This window comes from Hydrogenophaga sp. SNF1, assembly GCF_034421675.1.
Taxonomy (GTDB): domain Bacteria; phylum Pseudomonadota; class Gammaproteobacteria; order Burkholderiales; family Burkholderiaceae_C; genus Hydrogenophaga; species Hydrogenophaga borbori.
Window position 1 is genome coordinate 4,010,969 of the sequence record NZ_CP139793.1, and the last position, 24,373, is coordinate 4,035,341.

Consider the following 24,373-nt stretch of genomic DNA (forward strand, 5'->3'; position numbering starts at 1 on the left):
GTGGGTCAGCGCAGGTGGGTCTGCAGCCACAGCTCCAGCAGGCCGAGCTGCCAGAGCTTGGAGCCGCGCAGCGGCGTGATGTGCTCACCGGGCGCGGCCAGCAGCGTCTGGACATAGCCCTCGCGGAACAGCCCGCGCTCGCGCGCGGCGCGGCTGTGCAGCGCGTCCTGCACCATGGCCAGCACGCGCCCCTGCAGGTGCTTGAGCGCGGGCACGGGGAAGTAGCCCTTGGGGCGGTCGATCACCTCGCGCGGCACGATGCGCCGCGCCACGGCCTTGAGCACGCCCTTGCCGCCGTCTGCCAGTTTGTGGCGCGCGGGAATGCGCGCGGCCAGCTCCACCAGCTCGTGGTCCAGGAAGGGCACGCGCGCCTCCAGGCCGAAGGCCATGGTCATGTTGTCCACGCGCTTGACCGGGTCGTCCACCAGCATCACGGTGGTGTCCAGGCGCAGGGCCTGGTCCACCGGGTCGCGCGCGCCCGGCGCGTGCAGGCGTTCGGCGACGAAGGCGCGGGTGTGGTCCTCGCCCAGCCAGGGGTCCTGCAGCACGGCGCGCATCTCGGTGTGGTCGCGGTCGAGGAAGGCGGCCGCGTAGTCGTCCACCGGGCGCTGGCTGCCGTCCAGCTTGGGGTACCAGTGGTAGCCGCCGAACACCTCGTCGGCGCCCTGCCCGCTCTGCACCACCTTGCTGTGGCGCGCCACGGCCTCGCTGAGCAGGTAGAAGCCGATGCAGTCGTGGCTGACCATGGGCTCGCTCATGGCCTCGATGGCGGCGGGCAGGCGGTCCAGCAACTCGGACTCGGGCACGAACAGGCGCTCGTGCGTGGTGCCGAAGTGGCGCGCCACGGTGTCGGCGTACACGAACTCGTTGCCGCACTCGCCGCCCACGTCCTCGAAACCGACGTTGTAGGTGCGCAGGTCGCGCACGCCTTGCTCGGCCATCAGGCCCACGATGAGGCTGGAGTCCACGCCGCCCGACAGCAGCGCGCCCACGGGCACGTCGGCCACCAGGCGGCGCTTCACGGCCGTGCGCAGGCCGTCGAGCAGCAGTTCCTGCCAGTCGTCGAAGGAGCGCTGCTCGTCGCTGGCGTCGCGATCGAAGGACAGTGACCAGTAGCGCTCCTCGCGCTGCTGGCCGTCGGGGTCCACGTGCAGCAGCGTCCCGGGCGCCAGCTTGCGCACGCCGCGCAGCAGGGTGCGCGGCGCCGGCACGATGGCGTGCAGCGACAGGTAGTGGTGCAGGCCAATGGCGTCGATGCCGGCGTCCACCCCGCCCCCGGCCAGCAGCGCAGGCAGCGTGGAGGCGAAGCGCAGACCGCCCGGCACCGGCGCCAGGTACAGGGGCTTGATGCCCAGCCGGTCGCGCCCCAGCAGCAGCTTGCCGCTGTCGCGCTCCCACAGGGCAAAGGCGAACATGCCCTGCAGGCGCCGCACGAAGCCCGGTCCCCAGGCGTGGTAGGCCTTGATCAGCACCTCGGTGTCGCCGCTGGAATGGAAGCGGTAGCCGCGCGCGACCAGGTCCTCGCGCAGCTCATGGTGGTTGTAGATGGCGCCGTTGAAGACCACGCCCAGGCCCAGCAGCGGATCGGTCATGGGCTGCTGCGCGGCGTCCGACAGGTCCATGATCTTGAGCCGGCGGTGGCCCAGGCCGAGGCGGTCGGCGACCAGCAGGCCCTGGCCGTCGGGCCCGCGGGCGCTCTGCCGGTCGTTCATGCGCGCGATCGCGCCGGGGTCGACGGCCCGGCCGTCGAAACGTATCTCTCCTGCAAGTCCACACATGGCGGTGTTGCCCTCCTGTTCGGATGGCCGGTCGGCGCCCAGGCGGTGCTTCGGGAACGGCGGTCGGACCGGGCAGCGCCGGACAGAACCTGGAAACAGCGGGGAGAAGGCGTCGATCGGCCGGTGCACGTCCGAGGCGGGTGGCCGGCGGGGCCGGCCATGCGGGAAGCGAATCGCCCGAGGGCGCCCGGCAGCGCCGGGGCTCCCCCCACACCGTGGCACGGGGTGCACGCGGGTTGATGATGGGGTGGAGCGGTTCATCATACTCAAATTCGCATGATGTTCAAGTTTTAATTATGATTTTTCATATTATGGAGGCCGGTTCCCGCCCCCCGGTGGGCCGCGCCACGACGCGAGCGCCAAAAAAGAACCGGTTCTTCGAACCGGTTCAAACGCTGGAGACAATCGGTACCACTATTCGATACTTCCCTACCGGCCCCGGAACAGGCCCAGCAGCATGGAGCCGAGCGCCAGCACCAGGAAGATGACGAAGAGGATCTTGGCGATGCCAGCCGCGCTGGCGGCGATGCCACCAAAACCCAGCACGGCAGCGATCAAGGCAATGACGAAGAAAACCACGGCGTAATGCAGCATGTCTGGCTCCTCTGCGAGGCCGCTGCCGCGACCCCGGCGTTGCATTCACAACGACCACCGTTGTGATGGCTTCACTCTAGGCATTCGCCGCCCCGCGCGCTGCAAGTGCGCACCGCATCGACCTGTAGGACCGCACCGACGGGTGGGCGCCGTGTCGGCGCCGTCCGACGCCGGCCCGTCGCGCGCGCCGACGGCGCCGCGCGGGGCCGCGCCGCACACTGCGGGCGACCCCACTGCGCCCCCACCACCATGCGCCACGAGGACCTCGACCCGCCCCGCCCCCTGCCCCCTGCCCGCTGGTGGTTCGCCTGGGCTTGGCTGTGCGCGCTCACGCTGTATCTGCTGGCGGGCTGCACCAGCCTGCCGCCGCGCGAGCCGCAGCTGGCCCAGGCCGGCGGCGGCCCCGGCCTGGTCACGGTGCGAGGGGCCGACGGCGTGCTGTCGCGGGATGAGAAACGCCAGACCCTGCGCGAGCTGAGCCAAGAAGGCCGCCACGAACTGTTGCGCCACCACCTGCGCACGCTCACGCAATCGGGCGATGCCGACCTGTACCGGGGCAACCGCACCCGGCTGCTGGTGGACGGCCCGGCCACCTTCGGCGCCATGAAGGCGGCGATCGCCCAGGCGCGCGGGCGCATCCTGCTCGAGAGCTACATCTTCGAGGACCAGGGCGTGGCCGCCGAGGTGGCCGATCTGCTGCTGCGCCGCGCCGCCGACGGCGTGAAAGTGGCGGTGATCTACGACGCGGTGGGCTCCATCACCACGCCGGTGGCGTTCTTCCAGCGGCTCAAGGACGGCGGCGTCGCCGTGTGCGAGTTCAACCCCATCAACCCGGTGCGCCGGCCCGGCTACTGGGGCATCACGCACCGCGACCACCGCAAGCTGCTGGTGGTGGACCAGCAGGTGGCGTTCACGGGGGGCATCAACATCAGCCGGGTGTACGGCTCGGGATCGGCCTCGTGGCGCCGCTCGGCGCCCCCGGCCGGGGCCTCGCCCATCGACGATGGCTGGCGCGACACCCAGATCGAGCTGCGCGGCCCCGTGGTGCCGGCGCTGGCGACGGTGTTCGAGACCACCTGGCGCGAGCAGGGCTGCCCGGGCGAACTCGGTGTGCCACCCGACAAGCCGCTCGCCGCCGAGCCCGGCGAACGCGTGGTGAAGGTTCTGGCCAGCGACCCGCGAGACGAGGGCAACCGCATTTACACGGCGCTGATCGCGGCGATCGACGCGGCGCAAGTGGAGGTGCACATCGCGATGGCCTACTTCGCGCCCGGCGAGGTGTTCGTGCAGGCGCTGTGCGATGCCGCGCGGCGCGGGGTGTCGGTGGAGCTGGTGCTGCCCGGCCGCAGCGACTCCTCGCTCGTGCTGCACGCGGGGCGGTCGTACTACACGCAGCTGCTGCAGGCCGGCGTGCGCATCTTCGAGATGGACCAGGCCGTGATGCACGCCAAGACGGCCGTGATCGACGGCGTGTTCTCCACGGTGGGCTCCAGCAACCTGGACTGGATCAGCTTCGTCGCCAACAACGAGCTCAACGTGATCGTGCTGGGCGAGGAGTTCGGCGGCCAGATGAACGCGCTGTTCGAGCGCGACCGCCAGGCGTCGCGCGCCGTGACGCTGGAGGCCTGGCAGCGGCGCGGCCTCGGCGGGCGTCTGATGGAGGGCGTGGGGCGGCTGCTGGAACGCTGGCTGTGAGCCGGCGCCGGCCCGCCTACTGGATCAGTCCGTTCTTCAGCGCGTAGTAGGTGAGCTCGCTGTTGCTGGCGAGCTTGAGCTTTTCCAGCACGCGCGTGCGGTAGGTGCTCACGGTCTTCACGCTCAGGAACATGGACTCGGCCATGCTGCCCACGGTCTCGCCCTTGGCCAGGCGCAGGAAGACCTGCAGCTCGCGCTCGGACAGCAGCTCGTGCGGCAGGCGCTCGCTGTCGCCCACTGCGTTGTCGGCCAGCAGCTCGGCCACCGAGGGGCTGATGTAGCGCCGCCCGCGCGCCACCAGGCGGATGGCGTTGACGATCTCCTCCGGCTCGCATTCCTTGTTGAGGTAGCCGCTGGCGCCGTAGCGCAGCAGCGTGGTGGCGTACTGCGCCTCGGGAAAGCCGCTGAGGATGAGCACCGGCAGATCGGGAAAGCGCGCCTTGATGGCCTGCAGAGCATCCACGCCGCTGTGGTCGGGCATGGAGATGTCCATCAGCAGAACATCCACCTCGCCGCCGCGCGCCAGCTCCAGGGCCTCGCGGCCGTTGTTCGCCTCGCCCGTCACTTTCAGGTCCACGTGTTCGCCGAGGAACTGCCGCAGGCCGGAGCGCACGATGGCGTGGTCGTCGACGATGCCTACCTTGATCATGTGTCTTTCATGGATGAAGCGGAGCGCTGCAATTTAGCAGGCCCGCCGCGCGCCCGGGGTCGGACGCTTCCTACAAGCGGGGCGCGCGCATCGGCGCCGTCCTACAGGCGCTCGGCGATCCGCCCGACAGCGCGCGCGGCCCCGGATTCCTACAGTGACTTCACGGCTGGCGCAGCGCGCAACGGCCGACGCCACCCCTCCGGATGGCGCTACGCAACCCGCAACCCTCAAGGAGCCAACACATGAACTGGGATCGCATCGAAGGCAACTGGAAACAGGTCAAGGGCAAGATGCTCGAACAGTGGGGCAAGCTCACCGACGATGACCTCGACGTCGTCGCCGGCCGCCGCGAGCAGCTCGCCGGCAAGATCCAGGAACGCTACGGCTGCGCCAAGGACGAGGCCGAGCGCCAGGTGGCCGCGTGGGAGCGCACCGTGAGCGACGACTGGTTCGACCCGCCCGGCGGCGGCACGCGCCGCCCGCATTGAGCGGCCGCCAGCCCCCCAACCCCCTCACCCTCCCGGCCGGCCTTCGGCGCCGGCCCTCGAAAGGAAGCACCATGAAAGCCAGCACCCGTTACACCGCCCTCGCCGCCGCCGCCCTCGCCTCTCTGGCGCTGGTGGCCTGCGGAGAACGCGAAGACGCCACCGTGGGCCAACGCATGGACAACGCCGTGAACGAAGTCCAGCAGGCCGGCCGCGAGATGCGCGACGACGCCCGCCAGGCGGGCCAGGACATGCAGGCGGCCGGCAAGGAGGCCACCGACACCATCGCCCGTGACGCCTCCGACGCCGCCATCACCGCCAAGGTCAACGCCGCGCTGGCCGCTGACGACCAGTTGAGCGCGCTCGCGATCGACGTCGACACCACCAACGGGCAGGTCGAGCTGAAAGGCACGGCCCCCACCGCCGCGGCCCGCGACCGCGCCACCACCCTGGCCCAGGCCGTGCAAGGCGTGGTGAAGGTCGAGAACCGCCTGACCGTCCAGGCCAGCTGATCACAACCCACCACAGGAGATGTCCATGATTGCCACCCGACTCACCACCGCCGTGTTCGCCGCAGCGGCCGGCCTGGCGCTGATCCAGGTCAGCGGCTGCTCGGTCGCGCGCGACCAGCAGACCGTGGGCGCCTACATCGACGACGCCACCATCACCACCCGCGTGAAGGCGCGCTTCGCCGAGGACCCGGCGGTGAGCGCGATGTCGCTCAACGTCGAGACCCTCAACGGCACGGTGCAACTCTCGGGCTTCGCCAAATCCGAGGCCGAGCGCAGCGCCGCGGCCCGCCTGGCCGGCAACACGCCGGGGGTGAAGTCGGTGCGCAACGACATCGTGGTGCGCTGAGCGGGGCGCGCCCCCGGCGCCTCCCCGCCGGCAGCCTGTAGGAAGCCTCCTACAACACCATCAGCAGACAGGAAGCCCGGGGGGCGCGCGAACACGGCATCATGGCCGTGCCCGCGCGCCCGTTCCCCTTTCACCGGCCCTTCGCCCGCCCAACGTCTCCGTCCGCCCCGTGTCACCGCTTCGCACCTTCATCGTCGAGGACAACAAGGTCATCTACGACAACCTCGTGTCCACCCTGCAGGAACTGGCCAATGTCGAGGTCGTGGGCCACGCACGCAACGAGACGGAAGCGGTGAACTGGCTCACCGGGGCCGCCGGCACGGGTGAGGCCGAAGGCGATCGCTTCGACCTCATGATCGTGGACATCTTCCTGCTCACCGGCTCGGGCCTGGGCGTGCTCAAGGCCGCGCAGGACGCCGGCCTGCCCGGGCGGCGGGTGGTGCTCACCAACTACGCCACGCCCGACATCCGCAAGCGCTGCGCCCAGCTCGGGGCCGACCGCGTATTCGACAAGTCCTGCGAGCTCGAGGACCTGATCAGCTACTGCGAGCGCATCTCCGACGGCACCGCCACCGCCCCGGGCGACCTGCACTGAGGCGCGGCAGTCATGCCGACCCCCCGCCCCCGCCCCTGGCGCCGCGCCCACTGGCGCGCGGCCCGGTGGCACATGCCGCTGAGCGTGGCCCTGGCCGTGCTGCTGGCCGTGGGCGTGTTCGCCGGCGCCGAATGGACCTACCAGCGCGCGCTCGACTCCCTGGTCAACCTGGGCGGGCGCGACACCGCGCGCAATGCCCTGCAGACCGTGATGCGCCGCCTGCTCGACATCGAGTCCGCGCAGCGCGGCTACCTGCTCACCGGCCGCGCCGCGTACCTGCAGCCCTACCAGGCCGCGCGCACCGATCTGGGCAACGCCATCGGCCGCCTGCACGAGCACTACCGCAGCGACCCCGAACTCGCGCGGCTGGTGGACACGCTGGAGGAAAAGTCGCTGCAGAAGGTGTCCGAGGCGGCCGAGACCATTTCCCTGTACGACGCCGGCTCCCACGCCGCCTGGCAGGGGCTGGTGCTCACCGACATCGGGCGCGAGAAGATGGACGCCGTGCGCCGCGTGGCCGACGTGCTGCTGGCCACCGAGGAGCGCCGCATCGCGGGCGAGCGCGCCGCCATCTACCGCACGCTGGAAATGGGGCGCCTGGGTGTGCACGGCCTGGCGCTGCTGAGCCTGCTGGCCTACATCTTCTTCCTGCGCAACAACGTGGCCCTGCAGGCCAGCCAGGTGGCGCACGCGGCCCAGCTGCGGGCGGAACGCGACGCCTTCGAGCAGCAGGTGCGCCAGCGCACCGAGGAACTGGCCCTGCTCAATCTGGGCCTGCAGGAAATGCGCGAAGGCGAGCGCGGCGGTCTGGCGCGCGCCCTGCACGACGACCTGGGCGCGCTGCTCACCACGGCCAAGCTCGACCTCACCCGCCTGCGCCACGCCCTGTCCGCGCCCAGTGCCGACGTGAGCGCGCGCCTGCAGCACCTGAGCGCCACCCTCGACCAGGGCATCGAAACCAAGCGGCGCCTGATGGAGGGCCTGATGCCCTCGGCGCTGCAAAACCTGGGCCTGCACGCCGCGCTGGAGCAGCGCGCGGACGAGCTGCACCAGCGCACCGGCGTGGCGGTCGAACTCGATCTGCAGCCGCTGGAACTGGACGCCTCGACGCGGCAGGCGCTGTTCGCCGTGGCCCAGGGCGCCCTGTCCAACGTGGAGCGCCACGCCGGCGCCGGCCGGGTGGTGCTGCGCCTGAGCGGCGAGGACGGCGCCGTCGCGCTGTCGGTGGCCGACAATGGGCGCGGTTTTGCCGAGCGCGGCGGCTCCACCTCGGCCCTGGGCCTGCGCAACCTGCGCCACCGCATCGAGTCGCTGGGCGGCACCTTCACCGTGCACAGCGCACCGGGCGACGGCACGCACGTCGAGGTCAGACTGCCCGGGCGCGCGCGCCCCACCGAGCCCACCGCCCTGCCCGAGGACCCACCCGCATGATCAAGTCGTCGATCGAACGCGTCGCCCGCACCCGCTGGGTCATGCCGCTCATCGTGGCCCTGGCCATCGTGGTCATGGCCATCAACGAGAGCAGCTACCAGCACTCGAACAACACGCTGCGCCAGGGCATTGCCCTCACCGACGCCCGCATGCAGGCCGCGCGCACGCTGCAGGCGCTCACCGACGCCGAGACCGCGGCGCGCGCCTTCATCGCCAGCGGCAACGAAGGCGACCTGGCCAACTACCGCGCGGCCATGGACGACATGGCCGTCGTGCGGCCCGGCGCCTTCGAATGGCTGATCGCGCTCGACCCGCAGCGCAAGGCCTCGATCGACAAGGTGCGCGAGCGCGTGGTGGAGCGCAACGCGATGCTGGCGCTGTGGGTCGAGATGACCGAGAAGGGCCAGAACACACAGGCCCAGGTGCTGGCCAGCGGCGACCATGGCCGCCAGCTCTACGCCGACCTGCGCCAGGAGTTCGACGGTGTGCTGGAGCGCGCCGGCGCGGTCCAGGCCCGCGCGCGCATCTCGCTGCACGACGCCCTGCTCGTCAACCGCGTGGCGCTGCATGGGCTGGTGCTGGTCTCGCTGCTCGCGCTGAGCCTGTTCATGCGGCAGATCCGCGAGTCCGACGAGCGCAAGGCCGAGGAGAACGAGCGCCTGGCCAAGCAGGTCGCCGTGCGCACCAGCGCGCTGCGCCACCTGGCCGGCCACCACGTGAACGCGCGCGAGGACGAGCGCGGCCGCGTGGCGCGCGAACTGCACGACGAAATGGGCGGCCTGCTCACGGCGATGAAGCTGGAGCTGGCGCGCCTGCGCCGCGTGGCCGACCTGCCCGAGACGGCGAAAGAGCGCCTGGCCGGCCTCGAGCAGCGCGTCAACGAGAGCATCGCGGTCAAGCGGCGCATCATCGAGCACCTGCGCCCGTCCTCGCTAGACCAGCTGGGCCTGATCCCCGCGCTGGAGATGCTGTGCCAGGAGGCCGCCGGCCGACTGGGCATTCCCGTGCACACCGAGTTCTCGCCGGTGACGCTCTGCAAGGACACCGAGCTCACGGCCTACCGGCTGGTGCAGGAGTCGCTCACCAACGTGCAGAAGTACGCCCAGGCGCGCGAGGTGTGGGTGAGGCTCGCGCAGAGCGGCGACGCCGTGCACCTCTCGGTGCGCGACGACGGGCGCGGCTTCGACATCGAGGACGTGCCCGCCGGCCACCACGGCCTGCTGGGCATGAACGTGCGGGTGGAGTCGCACGCGGGGCAGCTGCGCATCACCAGCGCCCCGGGCCAGGGCACCTTGATCGAGGCGCGGTTGCCGGCAGCGCCCGCCGCCGCGCCGGCGGTGCCGGACTGAGGCGGCGCCGCGCGACCGGTCCGAAGGGAGGGGTCAGCGCCAGCTGAACGCGCTGGCCGCCGCGGTGCCGAGCTCCGCCACCGCCTTCACGAAATGGCGCTCGCCATCGGACGTCGGGTGCGCCAGGCTGGCCGCCACCGCGATGACGACGGTGCCGAGGTAGGCCAGGATGGCAAGGGCGGCGTGGCGCATGGGTCCTCCTTGGGGTCGGGGTGGCGCGCGGCGCGCCCCCGATCGATCGCCAGGGCCACTGTAGGGGCGCCGCGGCCCACGCCCCGCAGGACGGCGGCGGTTCGGCGTGTCGGCCCAGTCCTACAGGGGGCGCCGGGCCGTTCCGCGCTTGTAACCACACGGAAATTTCTTCAGGGATAATGAAACCAAATTACATGTCCGCCGGTGTTCCGGCCCTTTCAGGAGACTGCACCCCATGGCTACGCGCGCCACCAAGATCGTTGCCACCCTCGGCCCTGCCTCCAGCGATCCGGCCCTGCTCGAGGCCATGATCCGCGCCGGCGTCAACGTGGTGCGGCTGAATTTCTCGCACGGCAAGGCGCAGGACCACATCGACCGCGCCGCGCTGGTGCGCGAGGCCGCGCAGCGCGCCGGCCGCGAGGTGGGCATCATGGCCGACCTGCAGGGTCCCAAGATCCGCGTCGGCAAGTTCGCCCAGGGCAAGGTGCAGCTGGTGCCGGGCGAGAAGTTCGTGCTGGACGCCGAGCGCACCGAACCCGGCGACGAACAGGGCGTGGGCCTGGACTACAAGGAGCTGCCGCGCGACGTCAAGCCCGGCGACACCCTGCTGCTCAACGACGGCCTGATCGTGCTCACCGTCAACGCCGTGCAGGGCCCGGCCGTGCACACCACCGTCAAGCTCGGCGGCGAGTTGTCCAACAACAAGGGCATCAACAAGCAGGGCGGCGGCCTCACCGCCCCCGCGCTGACCGCCAAGGACATGGACGACATCAAGACCGCCATGGGCCTGAAGGCCGACTACGTGGCGGTGAGCTTTCCCAAGAACGCCACCGACATGGAGCTGGCGCGCCAGCTCTGCGCGGTGGCTGGCGGCGGCCACAAGCCGGGCCTGATCGCCAAGATCGAGCGCGCCGAGGCCATCCCCGAGCTCGCCAACATCCTCAAGGCCTCGGACGGCATCATGGTCGCGCGCGGCGACCTGGCGGTGGAGGTGGGCAACGCCGCCGTGCCGGCGCTGCAGAAGCACATGATCCGACTGGCGCGCGAGATGGACAAGGTCGTCATCACCGCCACGCAGATGATGGAAAGCATGATCGTCAACCCCGTGCCCACGCGCGCCGAGGTGAGCGACGTGGCCAACGCGGTGCTCGACGGCACCGACGCGGTGATGCTCAGCGCCGAGACCGCCGCCGGCAAGTTCCCGCTGGAGACCGTGCAGGAAATGGCCGCCATCTGCCTGGAGGCCGAGAAGGCCGACCTGCACGAGCTCGGCGCCGATTTCCAAGGCAAGACCTTCACGCGCATCGACCACAGCATCGCCATGGGCGCGCTGTTCACCGCGCACCACCTGGGCGCCAAGGCCATCGTGGCGCTCACCGACTCGGGCTCCACCGCGCTGTGGATGAGCCGGCACATCGTGCGCACCCCCATCTACGCGATGACGCCCAACCTCACGACCCAGCGGCGCATGACGCTCTACCGCAACGTGCGCCCGCTGCTGATGGAGACCAACGTGGACCGCGACAACGCCCTGGCCGACGCCGAGGCGCACCTGAAGAAACGCGGCATCGTGCAGGCCGGCGACGTCTACGCCATCACCGTGGGCGAGCCCATGGGCCAGCCCGGCGGCACCAACACGCTGAAGATCTGCCGCGCGGGCTGAGGCCGGGCCCCGCGGCGCTCAGTCGAACCGCATCGAGACGCCGGTCACGAACATGGTGTCGGCCTTCTTGAGGTTGGTGCCGGGGTCGCTGTCGTAGCGGTGGTTCAGGCCCGCGGTCAGGTTCACGCGCTGCGTCATCGCCACCGTCAGGCCCAGGTCCAGCACGGCGCGGAACTTGCCCGAATCGCGCAGGTCGGGAAAGACCGAGAATTTCTGGCGGAAGCTGGTGGTGTCGGTGAGCTTGTGGCTGGACTCTTCCGACAGCACCAGCTCCAGGCGGCCGTAGGACCCCCGCAGTTCGTCGGCGATCACGGTGGGCGCGATGTAGCGGTCGTAGCTGTAGCCCAGGCCGCCCGAGATGTCGAAGAAGCCGGAGGCGTCGCTCCAGATGTGGCGGCCCACGCCGGTGGCCAGCGAGTAGCGCCCCGAGATGTTCGCCAGCCGGTCGCGCATCAGCTCGCCCGAGCCGAAGCCGAACCAGTCGATGGAGAAGTCGCGGTTGTACTGGGTGCGCAGGCCGTATCGCTCCACGGTGTCCACGCCGTTGCTGCGGGCGCGGTCGGCCTTGGCGTCCCAGGTCCACTTGTCCGTGTTGGTCTGGCGCGCGCCCTCGGCGGCCAGGTTCAGGGTCGCGGCGTCGTTGTTGCCGGAGGAAAAGTTGGCGCCCGCGCTCAGCAGGTAGCGCCACTGGCCGTCGGGCTTGAGCGTGACCTGGGCCTGCGTGAGCGCCGGCGCCAGCAGGGCGGCAGACGTCAGCGTCGCGATCAGGGGGCGGCGTGCCATGGCGGTTCCTTTCTTCTGCAAAAGCCTGAACGTGTGGCTTTGCACGCCGACAGTTCCCCATGGGGTTGTGACCATTGGTGACGACACGGCCCGGCAGGACCCAAAAGCTAAAATGGCGGGTTACACCACGGTTACCAACGATTCAACGGATAAAGGGGAATCCCATGGCGCTCGTTTCCATGCGCGAACTGCTCGACCACGCCGCCGCCAACAGCTACGGCATCCCGGCGTTCAACGTGAACAACCTCGAACAGGTGCAGGCCGTGATGGCGGCCGCCGACGAAGTGGGCGCTCCCGTCATCCTTCAGGCCAGCGCCGGCGCGCGCAAGTACGCGGGCGAGCCCTTCATCAAGCACCTGATCCAGGCCGCGATCGAGATGTACCCGCACATCCCCCTGGTCATGCACCAGGACCATGGCCAGAGCCCCGACGTCTGCCAGGGCGCCATCAACCTGGGCTTTTCCTCCGTGATGATGGACGGCAGCCTGGAGGCCGATGGCAAGACCATCGCGAGCTACGACTACAACGTGGACGTCACCCGCAAGGTCGTCGACATGGCCCACAAGCTGGGCGTCACCGTCGAAGGCGAGCTGGGCTGCCTGGGCAGCCTGGAGACCATGAAGGGCGACAAGGAAGACGGCCACGGCACCGACGCCACCATGACGCGCGAGCAGCTGCTGACCGACCCCGAGCAAGCCGCCGATTTCGTCAAGAAGACCCAGCTCGACGCCCTGGCCATCGCCATCGGCACCAGCCACGGTGCCTACAAGTTCACGCGCAAGCCCACGGGCGACATCCTGGCCATTGACCGCATCAAGGAAATCCACCGCCGCCTGCCCAACACCCACCTGGTGATGCACGGCTCGTCCAGCGTGCCGCAGGAGCTGCTGGCCCAGATCAACCAGTACGGCGGCAAGATGAAGGAAACCTACGGCGTGCCGGTCGAGGAAATCCAGAAGGCCATCCAGTTCGGCGTGCGCAAGATCAACATCGACACCGACATCCGCCTGGCCATGACCGGCGCGGTGCGCAAGTTCCTGGCCGAGAACCCCGACAAGTTCGACGCCCGCGAGTGGCTCAAGCCCGCGCGCGAGGCCGCCAAGCAGGTCTGCAAGCAGCGCTACATCGAATTCGGTTGCGAAGGCCAGGCCGGCAAGATCAAGGGCGACAGCCTGCAGGTGGTGGCGGCCAAGTACGCCAAGGGCGAACTGGCCCAGGTCGTGAACTGATCCCCGCGCGCCCGGGGCGCTGACGCCACCGCTCGGCCTGGCCGTCGGTGGCGTTTTTCTTGGGCGCGGCGCGGCGGATCAGTCTTCCCAGTCGCCCGCCTGGATCGCCGCCACGATCTCGCGCCCCGTGCGCACCAGCGCCGGGGCGAAGTGCTCGTGCAGCAGCGCGCCCCTGAGGCGCGCGGCCGGCCCGCCCACGGTGAGCGACAGGGGCTCGCGGCCATCGCCCAGGTCCACGCCGACGCCGATGGCGGCGATGTCCTGCTCCCACTCCGAGGCCGAGACCACGTAGCCGCGCGCCGCGTGATCGGCCTCGGCGCGGCGCAGGCCCGCCTCCCGTTCGGGCCAGCGCGCCGGGTCCTCGGCCCGCAGCCGTTGCGCCACGAGCGCGCGCATGCCCGGCGCCGAGGCGCACCACATCGCGCGGCCCATGGCCGTCTCGGCAAAGGGCAGGCGCGTGCCCACGTCCAGCCCCAGGATGAGGCGCGCCGTGCTGCGGCAATGCGCCACGTAGACCACCGAGGTGCCATGCCGCACGCCCAGCGAGATGGCGGCCTGCGTGTCCTCGGCCAGCGTTTCCATGAAGGGCCGCGCCAGGCGCCCGATCTCGAAATTGGAGAGCACGCTGAAGCCCAGCGACAGCACCGCCGGGCTCAGCGCGTACTCGCCGGTGGCGGCGCGGTGGCGCAGGTAGCCCAGGCTGGTGAGCGTGAACGTGAGGCGCGACACCGTGGCCTGCGGCAGGCCGCTGCGGCGCGCGAGCGCCTGGTGCGCGAGCCAGCGGTCGGCCGGGCCGAAGCAGCGCAGCAAGACCAGGCCGCGCGCGAGCGCGGTGACGAAGCGCCGGTCCTGCGAGGGATCGGCCTCGTCGGGCGTGGGCGAAAGGGCGTGGCGCTGGCGTCCCATGGATCGAAGGTTTCCTTTTTATTCCGCGGATCGGAATTTAAGCCCCATCACCCGGGAACCGGGGGGCTCGATTTCCCTGAGCCACATTGACGCTTGGGTGGCCTGCGCCGCATATTGATCGCACACGGACGGTTTTTCCGACCAGCGGAATACAACAGCCACCACCATGCCGCCCCCGCCCGCCGATCACTGGCCGCCCGGCCTGCCGCGCACGCTCGCGGCGCCGCACGCCAACGTCTTCCGGAACCTGGAGGCCTCGGCCGCGCGCCACCCGCGCAAGCCCTTCACCGTCTACTACGACACGCCGCTGAGCTACGGGCAGGCCCTGAGCGAAGCCGAGCGCATCGCCGCTTTCCTGGAGCAGCGCTGCGGCGTGCGGCCCGGCGACCGCGTGCTGCTGTGCCTGCAGAACAGCCCGCAGTGGGCGCTGGCCTTCTACGGCATCCTGCGCGCCAACGCGGTGGTGGTGCCGGTGAACCCCATGAACCGCGTGGAGGAACTGCGCCACTGCGTGAACGACAGCGGCGCGCGCGTGGCCATCGCCGCGCAGGACCTGCTGCCGCAGCTGCGCCCCCTGCTGGCGGACGGCGCCGACGGAACCGGCCTGCGGCACGTCCTCGTCGCCACCTACAGCGACCACCTGCGCGGGCCCACCGAACTGCGCGTGCCCGACTTCGTGCGCGCGCCGCGCGAACCGCTGGGCGACCATCCCGCCCTCACCGCCTGGGCCGACGCGCTGGCGGCCGGTCTCACGCCGGGTCCGCTCACCACCGGCGCCGACGGCCTGTGCGCCATGCCCTACACCTCGGGTACCACCGGCCTGCCCAAGGGCTGCATGCACACCCACCGCAGCGTGATGGCCACGCTGGTGGGCGGCGCGCGCTGGTTCGGCACCACGCCCGACACGGTCTGTCTCGCGGTGCTGCCCTTCTTCCACGTCACCGGCCTGTCGGGCAGCCTCAACGGGCCGCTGTACGCGGGCGCCACGCTGGTGGTGCTCTCGCGCTGGGACCGCGAAGCCGCCGCGCACTGCATGCAGCGCTACGGCGTCACCGTGTGGCAGGCCATCGCCACCATGGTGATCGACTTCCTCGCCCAGCCGGACCTGGAGCGCTTCGACCTCTCCCGCCTGGGCTGCGTGCGCGGCGGCGGCGCGGCCATGCCCGACGCCCTGGCCGCGCGGCTCAAGGCCCTCACCGGCCGCGACTACATCGAGGGCTACGGCATGACGGAAGCCATGGGCGCCACGCACATCAACCCGCCGCACCGGCCCAAGCCGCAGTGCCTGGGCCTGCCCGTGTTCGAGGTGGACGCCCGCGTGATCGACCCCGAGACCGGGGCCGAGCGGCCCGTGGGCGAGACCGGCGAAATCGTGCTGCGCGGCCCGCAGGTGATGCAGGGCTACTGGCGCCAGCCGCAGGCCACGGCGCAGGCGTTCATCGAGATCGGCGGCCAGCGCTTCCTTCGCACCGGCGACCTGGGCCACGTCGACGAAGAGGGCTACTTCTTCATGACCGACCGCCTCAAACGCATGATCAACGCCAGCGGCTACAAGGTCTGGCCCGCCGAGGTGGAGGCGCTGATGTACCACCACCCCGCCATCCAGGAGGCCTGCGTGATCGCCGCGCGCGACGCGCGGCGCGGCGAGACGGTCAAGGCCCTGGTGGTGCTGCGCCCCGGACAGCGCGGCCGCGTGAGCGAGCAGGACCTGATCGACTGGGCGCACGGCCGGATGGCCGCCTACAAGAGCCCGCGCATCGTCGAATTCGTGGCGTCGCTGCCCCGCTCGGGCAGCGGCAAGGTGATGTGGCGCGAACTGCAGGAGCAGCAGGCCGCGCGCGACGCCGCCGCCCCCCCGTGATCCCCCCGCGCCGTGCGCTGCGCGGCACCCATCGCCACCCGGCAACCCACCCGCAAGGAGACAAGACGATGACCCGCCCGACAGAACACGCCCCGACCCTGCGCCGCCGCAGCCTGCTGCTGGCCGGCGTGGCCGCCAGCGCCGGCGCGGCCCCCTGGGTCGCGGCCCAGGCGCAGGCCTACCCCAGCCGGCCCATCACGCTGATCATTCCCTGGCCGGCCGGCGGCTCCACCGACCGCCACCTGCGCACCCTGGCCGAGCTGGCCAGCAAGCACCTGGGCCAGGCCATCACCGTGGAGAACCGCCCCGGCGCGGGCGGCACACTGGGCCCCAGCGCCATGGCGCAGACCGCCAAGCCCGACGGCTACACCATCGCCCAGTTCCCGCTGGGCCTGCTGCGCATGCCGCACATGCAGAAGACCAGCTGGGACCCGCTGAACGACTTCACCTACATCATTGGCGTCTCGGGCTACACCTTCGGCCTCACCGTCAAGGCCGACTCGCCCTACAAGACCTTCAAGGACTACATCGAGGCCGCGCGGCAGCGCCCGGGAGAAATCAACTACGGCTCCACCGGCACCGGCAGCAGCCCGCACCTGCTGATGGAGGAGCTGGCCGGCAACGCCAAGGTCAAGCTGGTGCACGTGCCCTTCAAGGGCAACGCCGACCTGCAGGCCGCCCTGCTCGGCGGCCACGTGATGGCCCAGAGCGACGCCAGCGGCTGGGACAAGTACGTCGACGCCGGCCAGATGCGCCTGCTCGTCACCTTCGGCGAGCAGCGCACCCAGCGCTGGCCCGAGGTGCCCACCGCGCAGGAGCTGGGCTATGGCGTGGTGTCCACCTCGCCCTACGGCCTGGCCGGCCCCAAAGGCATGGACCCGGCCGTGGTCAAGGCCTTGCACGACGCCTTCAAAAAGGCCATGGACGACCCGAAGCACATGGAGGTGCTGGCCCAGCTCAACCAGGCCGTGTGGTACCGCAACGGCGAGGACTACAAGAAATGGGCCGGCGAGACCTTCGCCAAGGACAAGGCCCTGATCGAACGCCTGGGACTGGCCGCCAAGTGAGGGCCCGGGTCGGGCATTGCCCCGGCGGCCGCGCCAACTTGCGATAATCCGGCCGAACTGCGCAAGGCCCGTTGAGCGTTCAACGGGCCTTTTTCTTGCCTCCGACTCCTACCGCGCCATGACCTCCGCCCTGCACACCTCCAACCTCACGTCGCTGCCGCTGCTTGCGCGCGGCAAGGTGCGCGACAACTACGCCGTCGGCGACGACCGCATCCTCATGGTGGCGTCCGACCGCATCAGCGCCTTCGACGTGATCATGGGCGAGCCCATCCCCGGCAAGGGGGAACTGCTCACCAGGCTGTCGCTGTTCTGGTTCGACCGCCTGGGCCCCAAGGGGCTCGGCATCTGCCCCATCCACCTCACGGGCGAAGACCCCGAGAGCGTGGTCACGCCGGCCGAGCGGGCGCAGGTGGTGGGCCGTTCCATGCTGGTGCAGCGCCTCAAGCCCATTCCGGTGGAAGCGGTGGTGCGCGGCTACCTGGCCGGCAGCGGCTGGAAGGAATACCAGGAGAGCCGCTCGGTCTGCGGCGTGCCGCTGCCCGAGGGGCTGCTCAACGCCTCCCAGCTGCCCGAGCCCATCTACACGCCGGCCGCCAAGGCCGCCATGGGCGAGCACGACGAGAACATCACCTACGAGCGCACGGTGGAGATGGTGGGCGCCGACGTCGCGGCGCAGATCCGCGACATCGCCATCCGGCTCTACCGCGCGGCCGCCGCCATCGCGCTCGAGAAGGGCATCATCATCGCGGACACCAAGTTCGAGTTCGGCCTGGACGCCGCCGGCCGCGTGGTGCTGATGGACGAGGTGCTGACGCCCGACAGCTCGCGCTACTGGCCGGCCGAAAGCTACGCGGTGGGCAGCAACCCGCCCAGCTACGACAAGCAGTACCTGCGCGACTGGCTCGAAAGCGCCAAGGTGAACGGCAAGCCCTGGGACAAGACCGCGCCCGCGCCGCGCCTGCCGCGCGAGGTGATCGAGAAAACCGCCGAGAAGTACCGCGAGGCGCTCACGCGCCTGGTCGGCTGAGGCTTCACCGCCGGCCCGCCCCCGGGCATGGCCGCGGCCTGCGAGGCGCGGCCCGCGCCGCGGCGCCGCGCGAGCGCCCGCTTCAGCTCAGCACGACGGACGACAGGCGCCGGCGGTAGCTCGCCACCGTCGGGTCCTCCGGGGGCACCTGGCCTTCGGCCACCTTGGGCTTGGGCGGCTCGATGACGTCGAGCACCGCGATGTAGGTCTTGCGCGCGAGCTCGTCGTTCCAGGACTTGTCGCGCATCAGGATCTCCAGCAGCTCGTCCATCGCGGCCGTCCACTGGCCGTAGGCCATCAGCAGCTGCGCGCGGGCGAAGCGCGCGTCGAAGTCGCGCTTGTTGGCGGCGATGGCCGTGTCCAGCGCGGCCATGCGGGCCTCGGGCTCGGTCACCTCGGCCTGCGCGTCGCGCGCGTCCATCCAGCGCTTGAGCGAGTCGAGCCGGCGCACGCCCGCGGCCTTGGCGATGACGGGCGCGAAGGCCACCTTGGCCTCGTCGTCCTCGCCCAGCTCCAGCAGCAGCTTCACCAGGTCGAAGCGCGCGTCGTCGTTCTCCGGGTCGGCCTGCACGGCCTGGCGCAGGCGCTCCAGCGCGGTCTCGGTGTCGCCGTCGGCCAGCGCCTCCTGCGCGGCGGCTTCCTCGGCCTCGGCCACGAGCTCGCCCTCGCCGGGCACGTGCTTGTCGAGGAAGGCGCGCACCTGGCCCTCGGGCAGCGCGCCCATGAAACCGTCGACCGGCTGGCCGTTCATGAGCAGCACGCAGGTGGGGATGCTGCGGATGCCGAAGGCCGCGGCGAGCTGCTGCTCCTGGTCGGAGTCGACCTTCACCAGCTTGAAGCGGCCGCCGTATTCGGTTTCGAGCTTTTCCAGGATGGGGCCGATGACCTTGCAGGGACCGCACCACGGGGCCCAGAAGTCCACCAGCACGGGGGTCTGCATCGAGGCCTCGATGACCTCGGCTTCGAAGTTGGCGATGGTGACGTCGATCATGGCTGCGCTCGGGTAATTGGGGGCAAAACGTAAAATCGCCACTTTACCGGAGGCCCCGCGGGCCGAAAGCCGATTCCATGAACCCCATCCCCGTGGGCGTGGTCATGGGTTCCAGCAGCGACTGGGACACCATGCAGCACGCCGTGCAGATCCTTCAGCAGTTCGGCGTCGCGCACGAGGCGCGGGTGGTCTCGGCCCACCGCATGCCCGACGACATGTTCGCCTACGCCGAGGCCGCCGCGGCGCGCGGCCTCAAGGCCATCATCGCGGGCGCGGGCGGCGCCGCCCACCTGCCCGGCATGCTGGCCGCCAAGACCGTGGTGCCTGTGCTGGGCGTGCCCGTGGCAAGCAGGCACCTCAGCGGAGTCGATTCGTTGCACAGCATCGTGCAGATGCCCAAGGGCGTGCCCGTGGCCACCTTCGCCATCGGCCCCGCCGGCGCGGCCAACGCGGCCCTGTTCGCGGTGGCCATGCTGGCCGGCGAAGACCCGGTCCTGCGCCAGAAACTGCAGGCCTTCCGCGCCGAACAGACCGAGGCCGCGCGGGCCATGACCCTTCCTCCCAATACATGAGTCCCCATGCGCCAACGCTGCGCGGGTCGCCGCCCCCCGAGGGGGCCGATCCGGCGGACAGCGGCTCGGCGCCGGACCGCATGAACGCATGAACGCATCGCTCCCCCTGCTTCCCGGCGCCACCGACGCCTCGGGCCGCCCCGCCACGCTGGGCGTGATGGGCGGCGGCCAGCTCGGCCGCATGTTCGTGCAGGCCGCTCAAGCCATGGGCTTCAGCACCGCCGTGCTCGACCCCGACGCCGACAGCCCGGCCGGCCTCATCAGCCACCACCACATCCGCTGCGCCTACGACGACCCGAAGGGCCTGGCCCAGCTGGCCCAGTGCAGCGACGCCATCACCACCGAGTTCGAGAACGTGCCGGCGCCCGCGCTGGCGTCGCTGGCGGCGCTGCGGCCGGTGGCGCCCGGCGCGGCCAGCGTGGCCATTGCCCAGGACCGGGCGGCCGAGAAGGCGCACTTCGAGCGCTGCGCCGCCGACAACGACGGCGTGCGGCCCGCGCCCCACGCCAGCATCGACTCGCCCGAGCGGCTCGCCGCCGTGGCGGCCGAGCTGCTGCCCGGCATCCTGAAAACCGCGCGCCTGGGCTACGACGGCAAGGGCCAGGCCCGCGTGAAGGACCGCGCCGAACTCGCCGCCGCCTGGGACCGCCTGGGCCGGGTGCCCTGTGTGCTGGAGCGCCTCCTGCCGCTGCGCGCCGAATGCTCGGTCATCGTGGCGCGCGGCGCCGACGACCAGTGCGTCAGCTTCCCGGTGCAGAAGAACACGCACCGCGACGGCATCCTCGCCGTCACCGAGGTCTACGACGGCGCGATCGACCCCGCCCTGGCGCGGCGCGCGCAGGCCGCCACCATGGCCATCGCGCGCCAGCTCGGCTACGTGGGCGTGCTCTGCGTCGAGTACTTCCTGGTCGACGACGGCCGCGGCGGCCTGGACCTGGTGGTCAACGAAATGGCGCCGCGCCCGCACAACAGCGGCCACTACACGCAGAACGCCTGCGACGTCTCGCAGTTCGAGGCGCAGGTGCGCGCGGTCGCCGGCCTGCCGCTGCGCGCGCCGGTGCAGCACAGCCCGGCCATCATGCTCAACCTGCTGGGCGACCTGTGGTTCGCCCCGAACGCGCGGCACGCGCAGGCCAGCGACACGCCCGTCACGCCCCCCTGGGACGAGGTGCTGGCCCTGCCCGGCACGCACCTGCACCTGTATGGCAAGGCCAGCGCCCGCCCGGGCCGCAAGATGGGCCACCTCAACATCACCGGTCCCACGGTGGCCGCGGTGCGCGACACCGCCGCGAAAGCGCTGGCCCTGCTGGGCTTGCCGCCGCTCTAGGCCCGCCATGCCGCTGCTGCTCGACGCGTCGCGGCCCGAGGCCATCGAACAGGCCGCGCGGCGCCTGGCCGACGGCGGCCTCGTGGGCCTGCCCACCGAGACCGTCTACGGCCTGGCCGCCGACGCCGGCAACGCCAGCGCGGTGCGGCGCATCTTCGAGGCCAAGGGCCGCCCGGCCGACCACCCGCTGATCGTGCACGTCGCGGCCGATGCGCGCGCGCGCCGCCGTCGACCACTACGCGCGCGAGGTGCCGGCCTTCGCCGAGCGCCTGATCGCCGCGCTCTGGCCCGGCCCGCTCACGCTGATCCTGCCGCGCCGCGCCGAGGTCGCGGCCGTGGCCGCCGGCGGGCAGGACTCGGTCGGCCTGCGCTGCCCCTCGCACCCCGTGGCCCAGGCCGTGCTGCGCGCCGCCGCCACGCATGGCGTGCGCGGCGTGGCCGCGCCCAGCGCCAACCGCTTCGGTCGCGTCAGTCCCACCAGCGCCGCGCACGTGATGGAGGAGTTCGCTGCGCTGGCCGATGACGCGCTGTTGGTGCTCGACGGCGGCGCCTGCCCCGTGGGCATCGAATCGACCATCGTGGACTGCACGCGCGGCCACCCGGTGCTGCTGCGCCCGGGCGTGCTCACGCCGGCGCGGCTGGAGGCCATCGCCGGCCAGCCGCTGCGCGCGCGCGACGGGGCCACGCCGCGCGCCTCGGGCACGCTGGAATCGCACTACGCGCCGCGCGCCAAAGTGCGGCTGATGGACGCCAGACAGCTGCGCGCCGCCTTCCAGGTGCTGGGCGAGGACGCCAGACACATCGCCCTGTACGCGCGCAGCCCGATCGAGACCGCGCGCGGCACGCCGCGCCGTCGCATGCCCGAGGACGCCGAGGACGCCGCGCGCGAGCTGTTCGCCGTGCTGCGCGAACTCGACGCCACCGGCGTGCGCCTGATCTGGGTGGAAACGCCGCCCGACGGCCCCGAGTGGGACGGCGTGCGCGACCGCTTGAGCCGCGCCGCGGCCTGAGCCCTCAATCCGCCAGCCGGGCGGTCCACTCCACCAGCGCCTCCAGCGCCGGGCGCGCCGCCGGCGCGTTGGGGTGGTTCACGAAAGCCACCACCACGTAGCGCACGCCATTGGCCGCGTTCACGTAGCCGGCCACGCCGGTGACGTCGCGCAGCGTGCCGGTCTTGAGCCAGGCGTGGCCGTAGACCGGGCTGCGCTCATCGGCGGCGTAGCGGCGCGCCGTGCCCGTCACCCCCGCCAGCGAGAGCGTGCCGACGAAGGCGTCGGCCTGCGGGTGGCGCGCCGCGTGGCGCAACAGCAGGGCCAGGGCCTCGGGCGTGATGCGCTCGTCGCGCGACAGGCCCGAACCGTTCTGGATGACGGGCGCGGGCACGCGCTCGCCGAAGGTGCGGCGCCACCAGTTACCCAGCACCGTGCGCGCCTGCTCGAAGCCGCTGCGCTTCCAGGGCAGCGGCCCGCTGCCGGGCAGCGCCGTGGCCTGCGGCGCCAGCTGGCCCAGCGTGAGGAACACCTGCTGGGCCATCACGTTGTTGCTCCACTGGTTCACGTCGGTGAGGATGTCTGCCAGCGGCAGCGAGGGCGCGTCGAGCAGCAACTTGGCGTCCAGCGGCGTGAGGCCGGCGCGCACCTGGCCCGTGAGCAGGCCGCCGCCGGCGCGCCACAGGCCCTCCATGGCGCGCGCCGCGAAGCTGGCCGGGTCCTGGTAGGCCACGGGCCATTTCTGCTCGCCGCAGCGCAGGGGGTAGCGGCCCTGGAAGGCGATGCGGCCGGGGTCGTCGAAGCGCGCGCGCAGCCCGCCGCGCCAGTCGCCGCAGGCGCCGTTGGACAGCGGCACGCTGGCGTCGATGGCCAGGCCCGCCAGCGGCGGCTCGCTGACCACGCGCGCCACGCCCGCCGCGGCGTCGGGCAGGAAACTCAGCACCACCGATTTGAAGTTCACCAGCAGCGCGTCGGGTCCGGCGTTGTAGGGGCGCAGGGCCTCACCGTCGAAGGCGCCGGGGTCGTAGGGCGGCAGGTCGAAGGCGCTGCTGTCGAGCACCATGTCGCCCAGGATGAGCTGCACGCCCTGCGCCTGCAGCGCGGCGAAGGCCTCCTGGATGCGCTCGAGCACGAACTTGGGGTCGCCGCCGCCGCGCACGTAGAGGTTGCCGCGCAGCGCGCCGGCCTCCAGCGGGCCGTCGGTGTAGAAGCGCGTGCTCCAGGTGTAGCCGGGGCCCAGCAGGTCGAAGGCGGCGTAGCTGGTCACCAGCTTCATCACCGAGGCCGGGTTGACCGGCATGCCCGACTGGTGGCGCACCCGCGCCTCATGGCCGTCCAGCGGCACCACCACGGCGGCGAAGGCGGTGGCGGGCACCTCGGCCCGTGCCAGCGCCGCCGCCACCGGCGGCGGCAGCGCCTCGCGCGAAGGCCCTTGGGCACAGGCCGGCAGGGCAATCGCCAGCGCCAACAGCAGGGACGACAGGAAGCGGTTCACGCGGGCGATTATCGGCCGGGTCCCGGCAAGTCCCTCCAGGCCGGTGGCCGATAATCGCCCGATGCCTGCCGCCCCGTGCTTCCTGGCCATCGAGACCAGCACCGACACCCTCTCGCTGGCCCTGGGCTCGGGGCGGGTCGGCGAGGCCGTGCACCGCTTCCAGGGTCCCGGCGGCGCCCAGGCGTCCTTGGAACTGCTGCCCCAGGTGCAGCGCCTGCTGGCCGAGGCCGGCCGGTCGCTGGACGGGCTGGACGCCATCGCCTTCGGGCGCGGACCGGGCTCCTTCACCGGCCTGCGCACCGCCTGCGCCGTGGCCCAGGGCCTGGCCTACGGCACGCGCGGGCCACGGCACCCCCAGGGCCTGCCCGTCCTGCCCGTCGACACCCTGCTGGCCCTGGCCGAGCAGGCCCGCGCCGACGACGCCGGCGACGGCCATGCGCCACCCGCGCACCTGGTGGCACTGCTCGACGCGCGCATGGACGAGCTCTACGTGGCGGCCTACGCGCTCGACGGTGAATCGCCGGTCGCCCTCGCCCCGCCCCGCCTGTGCGCGCCCGCCGACCTCGCGGGCTGGCTGCACGACCAGGGCCTGGCCGACGGCACCCGCACCCTGCTCGCGGGCAACGCCTTCGCGGCCTACGCCGACGCCCTGCGCGACGCGCCCGGCCGCCGCCGCGCGGCCCTGCCCACCGCCGACGCCCTGCTGCGCCTGGCCCCGGCGCTGATGGCCCGGGGCGCCGCGGTCGGCGCCGCCGAGGCCCTGCCGCTGTACGTGCGCGACAAGGTCGCGCGCACCACGGCCGAACGCGAGGCCGGCGCATGAAGCACCCCCGCGCC

General features: G+C 71.7%; 23 protein-coding genes and 1 pseudogene. 16 read left to right on the forward strand and 8 right to left on the reverse strand.

Annotated features, from left to right (window positions below; translation table 11 throughout):
• Positions 1–5 precede the first annotated feature (5 nt).
• Together SOM08_RS19225 and SOM08_RS19230 are read right to left on the reverse strand one after the other, a co-directional pair.
• The gene (locus tag SOM08_RS19225; protein WP_116959734.1) at positions 6–1,778 is read right to left on the reverse strand and encodes an N-acetylglutaminylglutamine amidotransferase; all 1,773 of its coding nucleotides are present in this window, start codon (positions 1,776–1,778) and stop codon (positions 6–8) included.
• A gap of 429 nt (positions 1,779–2,207) precedes the next feature.
• Positions 2,208–2,372, reverse strand: coding sequence for a DUF1328 domain-containing protein (locus SOM08_RS19230; RefSeq protein ID WP_009515886.1), 165 nt, complete (start codon positions 2,370–2,372; stop codon positions 2,208–2,210).
• A 249-nt stretch (positions 2,373–2,621) separates the two neighbouring features.
• Between SOM08_RS19230 and SOM08_RS19235 the strand changes: the two genes are divergently transcribed.
• Complete coding sequence (locus SOM08_RS19235; RefSeq protein WP_322469529.1) at positions 2,622–4,067, forward strand: phospholipase D-like domain-containing protein; 1,446 nt, start codon at positions 2,622–2,624, stop codon at positions 4,065–4,067.
• Between the two features lie 16 nt (positions 4,068–4,083).
• On the opposite strand, the gene SOM08_RS19240 is transcribed toward SOM08_RS19235, so the two are convergent.
• A complete protein-coding gene (locus SOM08_RS19240; protein ID WP_116959730.1) occupies positions 4,084–4,716 on the reverse strand; it encodes a response regulator transcription factor in 633 nt (210 codons plus the stop codon).
• A 242-nt stretch (positions 4,717–4,958) separates the two neighbouring features.
• On the opposite strand from SOM08_RS19240, the gene SOM08_RS19245 reads away from it, so the two are divergent.
• From SOM08_RS19245 to SOM08_RS19270, 6 genes are all read left to right on the forward strand, one after another.
• The gene (locus SOM08_RS19245) at positions 4,959–5,204 is read left to right on the forward strand and encodes a CsbD family protein (protein ID WP_116959728.1); all 246 of its coding nucleotides are present in this window, start codon (positions 4,959–4,961) and stop codon (positions 5,202–5,204) included.
• A 71-nt stretch (positions 5,205–5,275) separates the two neighbouring features.
• Positions 5,276–5,713, forward strand: a complete 438-nt coding sequence (locus tag SOM08_RS19250) for a BON domain-containing protein (RefSeq protein ID WP_116959726.1) — start codon at positions 5,276–5,278, stop codon at positions 5,711–5,713.
• Between the two features lie 25 nt (positions 5,714–5,738).
• On the forward strand, positions 5,739–6,059 hold the full coding sequence (locus SOM08_RS19255) for a BON domain-containing protein (protein ID WP_070399486.1): 321 nt from the start codon (positions 5,739–5,741) through the stop codon (positions 6,057–6,059).
• Between the two features lie 169 nt (positions 6,060–6,228).
• The gene (locus tag SOM08_RS19260) at positions 6,229–6,654 is read left to right on the forward strand and encodes a response regulator (RefSeq protein ID WP_116959723.1); all 426 of its coding nucleotides are present in this window, start codon (positions 6,229–6,231) and stop codon (positions 6,652–6,654) included.
• A 12-nt stretch (positions 6,655–6,666) separates the two neighbouring features.
• Positions 6,667–8,085 (forward strand): CHASE3 domain-containing protein, encoded by a 1,419-nt coding sequence (locus SOM08_RS19265; RefSeq protein ID WP_116959721.1) that lies wholly within the window; start codon positions 6,667–6,669, stop codon positions 8,083–8,085.
• Positions 8,082–9,434 carry an ATP-binding protein gene (locus SOM08_RS19270; RefSeq protein ID WP_116959719.1) on the forward strand — a complete coding sequence of 451 codons (1,353 nt, stop codon included), beginning with the start codon at positions 8,082–8,084 and terminating at the stop codon, positions 9,432–9,434. The genes SOM08_RS19265 and SOM08_RS19270 overlap by 4 nt, the downstream gene beginning before the upstream one ends.
• 33 nt (positions 9,435–9,467) lie before the next feature.
• Here SOM08_RS19270 and SOM08_RS19275 read toward each other — a convergent pair whose 3' ends face one another.
• Entirely contained in the window at positions 9,468–9,626 is a 159-nt protein-coding gene (locus SOM08_RS19275) for a hypothetical protein (protein ID WP_322469530.1), read from the reverse strand.
• 235 nt (positions 9,627–9,861) lie between these two features.
• On the opposite strand from SOM08_RS19275, the gene pyk reads away from it, so the two are divergent.
• The gene (gene pyk / locus SOM08_RS19280; protein ID WP_070399482.1) at positions 9,862–11,289 is read left to right on the forward strand and encodes a pyruvate kinase; all 1,428 of its coding nucleotides are present in this window, start codon (positions 9,862–9,864) and stop codon (positions 11,287–11,289) included.
• A gap of 18 nt (positions 11,290–11,307) precedes the next feature.
• On the opposite strand, the gene SOM08_RS19285 is transcribed toward pyk, so the two are convergent.
• On the reverse strand, positions 11,308–12,072 hold the full coding sequence (locus SOM08_RS19285) for a DUF481 domain-containing protein (RefSeq protein ID WP_181936508.1): 765 nt from the start codon (positions 12,070–12,072) through the stop codon (positions 11,308–11,310).
• A 164-nt stretch (positions 12,073–12,236) separates the two neighbouring features.
• Between SOM08_RS19285 and fba the strand changes: the two genes are divergently transcribed.
• A complete protein-coding gene (gene fba, locus SOM08_RS19290) occupies positions 12,237–13,301 on the forward strand; it encodes a class II fructose-bisphosphate aldolase (RefSeq protein ID WP_116959715.1) in 1,065 nt (354 codons plus the stop codon).
• A gap of 78 nt (positions 13,302–13,379) precedes the next feature.
• On the opposite strand, the gene SOM08_RS19295 is transcribed toward fba, so the two are convergent.
• On the reverse strand, positions 13,380–14,207 hold the full coding sequence (locus SOM08_RS19295; protein WP_116959713.1) for an IclR family transcriptional regulator: 828 nt from the start codon (positions 14,205–14,207) through the stop codon (positions 13,380–13,382).
• A gap of 166 nt (positions 14,208–14,373) precedes the next feature.
• On the opposite strand from SOM08_RS19295, the gene SOM08_RS19300 reads away from it, so the two are divergent.
• From SOM08_RS19300 to SOM08_RS19310, 3 genes are all read left to right on the forward strand, one after another.
• Positions 14,374–16,068 (forward strand): long-chain fatty acid--CoA ligase, encoded by a 1,695-nt coding sequence (locus SOM08_RS19300; protein ID WP_322469531.1) that lies wholly within the window; start codon positions 14,374–14,376, stop codon positions 16,066–16,068.
• Between the two features lie 68 nt (positions 16,069–16,136).
• Positions 16,137–17,135 carry a tripartite tricarboxylate transporter substrate binding protein gene (locus tag SOM08_RS19305; RefSeq protein WP_116959710.1) on the forward strand — a complete coding sequence of 333 codons (999 nt, stop codon included), beginning with the start codon at positions 16,137–16,139 and terminating at the stop codon, positions 17,133–17,135.
• Between the two features lie 118 nt (positions 17,136–17,253).
• Entirely contained in the window at positions 17,254–18,162 is a 909-nt protein-coding gene (locus SOM08_RS19310) for a phosphoribosylaminoimidazolesuccinocarboxamide synthase (protein WP_116959709.1), read from the forward strand.
• An 82-nt stretch (positions 18,163–18,244) separates the two neighbouring features.
• Here SOM08_RS19310 and trxA read toward each other — a convergent pair whose 3' ends face one another.
• Positions 18,245–19,153: a thioredoxin gene (gene trxA / locus SOM08_RS19315; protein WP_116959707.1), complete on the reverse strand. Its 909-nt coding sequence runs from the start codon at positions 19,151–19,153 to the stop codon at positions 18,245–18,247.
• 77 nt (positions 19,154–19,230) lie between these two features.
• Between trxA and purE the strand changes: the two genes are divergently transcribed.
• The 3 genes and pseudogenes from purE to SOM08_RS19330 all read left to right on the forward strand — a co-directional run bounded on the left by purE (position 19,231) and on the right by SOM08_RS19330 (position 22,062).
• The gene (purE, locus tag SOM08_RS19320; RefSeq protein WP_322469532.1) at positions 19,231–19,725 is read left to right on the forward strand and encodes a 5-(carboxyamino)imidazole ribonucleotide mutase; all 495 of its coding nucleotides are present in this window, start codon (positions 19,231–19,233) and stop codon (positions 19,723–19,725) included.
• Between the two features lie 88 nt (positions 19,726–19,813).
• A complete protein-coding gene (locus tag SOM08_RS19325; RefSeq protein WP_322469533.1) occupies positions 19,814–21,052 on the forward strand; it encodes a 5-(carboxyamino)imidazole ribonucleotide synthase in 1,239 nt (412 codons plus the stop codon).
• Positions 21,053–21,065: 13 nt separating this feature from the next.
• A pseudogene (locus SOM08_RS19330) lies at positions 21,066–22,062 on the forward strand (L-threonylcarbamoyladenylate synthase).
• Between the two features lie 4 nt (positions 22,063–22,066).
• On the opposite strand, the gene dacB reads toward SOM08_RS19330, so the two are convergent.
• Positions 22,067–23,536: a D-alanyl-D-alanine carboxypeptidase/D-alanyl-D-alanine-endopeptidase gene (dacB, locus tag SOM08_RS19335; protein ID WP_245981004.1), complete on the reverse strand. Its 1,470-nt coding sequence runs from the start codon at positions 23,534–23,536 to the stop codon at positions 22,067–22,069.
• A 61-nt stretch (positions 23,537–23,597) separates the two neighbouring features.
• Here dacB and tsaB point away from each other — a divergent pair, with 61 nt between their 5' ends.
• The gene (tsaB, locus tag SOM08_RS19340; protein WP_322469534.1) at positions 23,598–24,359 is read left to right on the forward strand and encodes a tRNA (adenosine(37)-N6)-threonylcarbamoyltransferase complex dimerization subunit type 1 TsaB; all 762 of its coding nucleotides are present in this window, start codon (positions 23,598–23,600) and stop codon (positions 24,357–24,359) included.
• Positions 24,360–24,373: the final 14 nt, after the last annotated feature.